At 70.9% G+C, this 4,399-nt stretch carries 5 protein-coding genes; 2 read left to right on the top strand and 3 right to left on the bottom strand.

From position 1 onward, the window contains the following. From A9O63_RS04250 to hemC, 3 genes are all read right to left on the bottom strand, one after another. Nucleotides 1–190: hypothetical protein (locus A9O63_RS04250; protein WP_141703034.1), on the bottom strand; the 190-nt coding region annotated here is incomplete at its 3' end. Nucleotides 191–501: 311 nt separating this feature from the next. Then, nucleotides 502–1,257, bottom strand: a complete 756-nt coding sequence (locus tag A9O63_RS04245) for a BUD32 family EKC/KEOPS complex subunit (RefSeq protein ID WP_069330812.1) — start codon at nt 1,255–1,257, stop codon at nt 502–504. A 335-nt stretch (nt 1,258–1,592) separates the two neighbouring features. Beyond that, a complete protein-coding gene (hemC, locus tag A9O63_RS04240; protein WP_069330811.1) occupies nt 1,593–2,561 on the bottom strand; it encodes a hydroxymethylbilane synthase in 969 nt (322 codons plus the stop codon). Nucleotides 2,562–2,638: 77 nt separating this feature from the next. Between hemC and hemE the strand changes: the two genes are divergently transcribed. After that, the gene (gene hemE, locus A9O63_RS04235; RefSeq protein WP_069330810.1) at nt 2,639–3,670 is read left to right on the top strand and encodes a uroporphyrinogen decarboxylase; all 1,032 of its coding nucleotides are present in this window, start codon (nt 2,639–2,641) and stop codon (nt 3,668–3,670) included. Between the two features lie 96 nt (nt 3,671–3,766). Beyond that, the gene (locus A9O63_RS04230; RefSeq protein WP_069330809.1) at nt 3,767–4,393 is read left to right on the top strand and encodes a hypothetical protein; all 627 of its coding nucleotides are present in this window, start codon (nt 3,767–3,769) and stop codon (nt 4,391–4,393) included. Nucleotides 4,394–4,399 lie beyond the last annotated feature (6 nt).

Raw genomic sequence — 4,399 nt, 5'->3', positions numbered from 1 at the left:
GCTCCGCGCGAGGCGCCTCGGCGGGTGCCGGTCCCGGTCGCGCCAGAGCCGCCGCGAGCGCCGCCTCCAGCTTGGCCACCCGCGCCGAGAGACGGCGATGGCGCAGGGTCAGGACCAGCGTCGCGATGGGCGTGGCCAACAGGACAGCGGCCAGCAGCACCCCCATCAGGATGAAGAAATCCTCGTTCACGCCGCCCTCCGCCGCTCGCCCGTCCGCGGCACGATGCCACGGATCTCGGCGGATGGGCAGGGGCATCGCTCCGACAAAAGGTCCGCCTTTCCGAGGGATGGCGCACGGTGGCCGCAGCCCCTGCCCTCGAGGCGCCCCGGCACGCGCGCCCGGCGCGCTCCTCGCGCGGGCGGATCTGCCGTGACGGTCCTCGCCATGCGGGACAGCAGGGTCCGGGTGTCACCGACCGACCCGAAAAGACGGCGGGGCGCGGAGCCTTCACAGGCCCGCCGGGTGCCCGTCGGACAAACCCTCTCGCAGGGTCGGCCGCCTCAGGGCCGGCGCTTCCTCTCGGTCACATAGGCGAGCGCCAGCGGCAGCGCGTTCAACTCGCGCGAGGCGGGCCGGGCCAGCCGCAGGGCCGCGGCCGCGGGGGCGATCATGCCCATCAGCATCGCCATCCGCCGCACCGCCCGCCATGTGCCTTCGGGCGCATGGGCGAGATAGGCCGTCAGCGCCACGCCCAGCACATCGTGCGACGTGCGGTCGGCGCAGAGGCAGGAATGGATGAAGATCATCACGTCGAGCGCGAAATGCCGCTTGCGCCGCCGGTCGCCCCAGCGCGAGAGGCTGATGAAGCGCGCCTCGGCACCGTCCCAGCAGATCGCCCGCACCGTGGGCCGGCCATGCGTGATCCCCGCCCGATGCAGCCGCGCCAGCGCCTCGCCTGCCGACGCGAAGGCCGCCACCCGCTCGCGGCCCCGCACGTCGGGCGAGCGCAGGAGGTGGCGCAGGTTCGCGCCCGCGTCCCGCGTCACGAGCCAGTCGCCCTCGCCCCCGACCAGCCGGCCCACGGGAAGACCCGCCTCGGCCAGCCGCAGGAACGCCTCGCGCTCGCGACGGAGCAGGCGGCGCATGTCGCCCTTGCGCTGCCAGGCGCGGTGGGTGAGATCCTCGATTCGCTTCAGCCAGAGCTGATCGCCGTCCGGCAGCGGCAGGGGCCGGACGCGCACCGGCGGCTCGGCCAGCCCGGCGCGGATCGCCGTGGCGAAGGGGTCGGAGGGAAGGGCTGCATCGACCTGGGACATGGCAAATACCCCGGCGGCACCGTGCCGTCATGATCCGAGGTTAGCAGCGGATCGCGACCCGCCGAGAGAGCCTGTTGCCGCACCCGCGCAAGAAACTGTCGCGGAGGCGGCCGCACGGCGCCTGGGCGCTCCAGCGGAAGGGCCCGCCGTAGCCCGGCGTGGCGCGCCTGCCGCGAACGGGGCGGCAGCGGGGCGTCTCATGCCCGGGTCTTTTGGCTCGTGCATGCGGCCACTCCCGGGATCAAGGCCATAGCTTCTCGCGCGCGGGCCCGCAGCGGCCCGCCGCAAGGCAAAGGGGCGGCCCGGAGGCCGCCCCCCATCCATGCCCGTGCGGCTCAGCGCCAGCTGAAGAAGTCGGCCGGCGCGCGGCCCAGAAGCTCCGAGGCCAGTTCGACCCCGAGGGCCGCCGCATCCGGGATCGCACCGCGGATCTCGCCCGAGATCGACTCGGACCCGTCCGGCCGCAGGATCTCGCCGCGCAGCCACAGCTGATCGCCCTCGAGGATCGCGAGCCCCGCGATCGGCGTCTCGCACGAGCCGTCGAGCTTCAGAAGGAAGCTGCGCTCGGCCGCGAGCCGGTGCCCCGTGGGCACATCGTGGATCGCCGCCAGCATCTCCTGCGCACGCGGATCGTCGATCCGGCGCTCGATGCCGATGGCGCCCTGCGCCACGGCCGAGAGCATCTCCTCGGGCTCGATCGGCACCCGCGGCACCTCGTCCATCTTCAGCCGGTTCAGCCCGGCCATCGCGAGGAACGTGCCCCGCGCCACCCCGTCGTTCAGCTTCTTCAGACGGGTCTGGAGGTTCCCGCGGAACTCGACCACCTGCAGGTCCGGCCGCTTGTTCAGGAGCTGCGCGCGGCGGCGCAGGCTCGACGAGCCGACCGTGGCCCCCTGCGGCAAATCCGCCAGCCCCCCCTCGGCGAAGGTGATGAAGGCGTCCCGCGTATCCTCGCGCGGGAGATAGGTGTCGAGGATCAGCCCCTCGGGCTGAAGCGTCGGCATGTCCTTCATCGAATGGACCGCGATGTCGATTCCCCCGTCCAGCAGGGCCTCCTCGATCTCGCGGGTGAACAGGCCCTTGCCGCCGATCTCCTTCAGCGGACGGTCCAAGACCTTGTCACCTGTGGTTTTTATGACCACGATTTCGAATGCCTCTTCCGGCAGCGAGAAGGCGGCCGACAGGCGGCTGCGGGTCTCGTAGGCCTGAGCCAGCGCAAGCGGCGAGCCGCGCGTGCCGATCTTGAGGGGTTCAGCGGGGGTGGGCATGGAGTGTGTCATGCCGATTTGGTTAGCGCTGTCCATTTGCCCTGACAACTCCCCATATTGACATCCCATGCTCAGCTTGGGAACCAGCAGGCAAGCTGAAAAGGAGCACCTCCATGACCAAGACGATGCTGCGTGCGCTGAAGGGCGAGACGCTGCCCACGCCTCCCATCTGGCTCATGCGTCAGGCGGGGCGCTATCTGCCGGAATACCGCGCCACGCGCGCCCAGGCGGGAGACTTCCTCTCGCTCTGCTACACGCCGGATCTCGCGGCGGAAGTGACGCTCCAGCCGATCCGCCGCTACGGGTTCGACGCGGCGATCCTGTTCGCCGACATCCTGCTTTTGCCGCAGGCGCTGGGGGCGGACCTGTGGTTCGAGACCGGCGAAGGGCCGCGCATGTCGACGATCACCGACATGGCGGGCGTGACCGCGCTGAAGGGCCGCGACGACATCCACGAGAAGCTCGCCCCGGTCTATGAGACCTGCCGCATCCTCGCTCGCGAACTTCCCAAGGAGACAACCTTCATCGGCTTTGCGGGGATGCCCTGGACGGTCGCGACCTACATGATCGCGGGCCGCGGCAGCAAGGATCAGGCCGCCGCGCACAAGCTGAAGGACACCGACCGCCCCGCCTTCGAGGCGCTGATGGATCGCGTGACCGAAGCCACCATCGAATATCTCGCCAAGCAGGTCGAGGCCGGCTGCGAGGTGGTGAAGCTCTTCGACAGCTGGGCGGGTTCGCTGAAGGGCCAGGACTTCGAGGATTTCGCGGTGGCACCCGCCAAGCGGATCATCTCGGAGCTGAAGGCCCGCTTCCCGGGCCTGCCGGTCATCGCCTTCCCGCGCGAGGCGGGCGAGGGCTACATCGGTTTCGCCGAGAAGACCGGCGCCGACTGCGTGGCCATCGACAATTCGGTCAGCCCGGAATGGGCGGCCGAGAAGGTGCAGGCGGGCCGGACCTGCGTGCAGGGCAACCTCGATCCGAAATACATGGTGACGGGCGGCGAGGAGCTCGTGCAGGCCACGAAGCGCGTCGTCGAGGCGTTCCGCAACGGGCCCCACATCTTCAACCTCGGCCATGGCATCACGCCCGAGGCCGACCCCGAGAACGTGACGCTGCTGATCGAGACGATCCGCGGCAAGTGAGGCATGCGGGGCGGCTCACGCATCCTTGAGCCGCCCCCCGTTGCCACCGCCCGAGGTCCGAGACAGGGTGTCCCCTCCCTTGCCCGGAGCAGACCCATGCGGATGTCCCGCAGACCCTTCCTCCCCGCCCTTGCCGCCCTGACGCTCCTCACCCTCGCGCCCGCCGCGGCGATGGCCAAGCCCGAGGCCTGCCTGACCTCGCTCGAGGGTTTCCCCACGGCGCTCGCCTATGACACCAAGGACGAGGAGGTGCGCGCCAACCGCTCGATCCGCGAACGCTGGCTCGGCGGGTACGGCGAGATCACCTGCCCCGGCTATGTGACGCTGCGTGCCATGACGCCCGGGCTGAACGACCGCGAACGGTCGGTCTTCTGCCTCCAGTTCGACCGCGATTCCAACACCTACACGGGCTTTGCCGAGGGCAAGCGCGACGCCTATCTGCACTGCGCGCGCCCCTCGGGGGCCTTCTGCGAGAAGGTGAACGCCTCGACCGAGACCGCAGGCAAGGTGGCCGGCGCCGCCGGTCAGGTGCTGAGCGGCGTCCGGGCCGTCGAGAACAGCACGGGGGCGGTGGTGCTGTCGGGGACGGCCGGCTCGGTCTCGGCCGCGCTCTCGAACCTCGGGGCGACCGCGCTCGCCACCGTCACCGCCCCCGCCGCCCTGACCGCTGCCGCCGTCACCGTCGTGGCGGTGGGCGGCGCGGTCTATGTCTGCAGCGAATGACGCGCG

Source organism: Cereibacter johrii, assembly GCF_001720585.1.
In the GTDB taxonomy this organism is placed as follows: Bacteria; Pseudomonadota; Alphaproteobacteria; order Rhodobacterales; family Rhodobacteraceae; genus Cereibacter_A; species Cereibacter_A johrii.
The sequence above is the reverse complement of the archived record's forward strand: the minus strand, read 5'-3'. Positions and strand labels throughout refer to the sequence as shown.

Bases quoted from the DNA above. Each gene is read 5' to 3' on its own strand.
- A9O63_RS04245 (WP_069330812.1), bottom strand. From the start codon at position 1,257: ATGTCCCAGGTCGATGCAGCCCTTCCCTCCGACCCCTTCGCCACGGCG.
- hemC (WP_069330811.1), bottom strand. From the start codon at position 2,561: ATGGACAGCGCTAACCAAATCGGCATGACACACTCCATGCCCACCCCC.
- hemE (WP_069330810.1), top strand. From the start codon at position 2,639: ATGACCAAGACGATGCTGCGTGCGCTGAAGGGCGAGACGCTGCCCACG.
- A9O63_RS04230 (WP_069330809.1), top strand. From the start codon at position 3,767: ATGCGGATGTCCCGCAGACCCTTCCTCCCCGCCCTTGCCGCCCTGACG.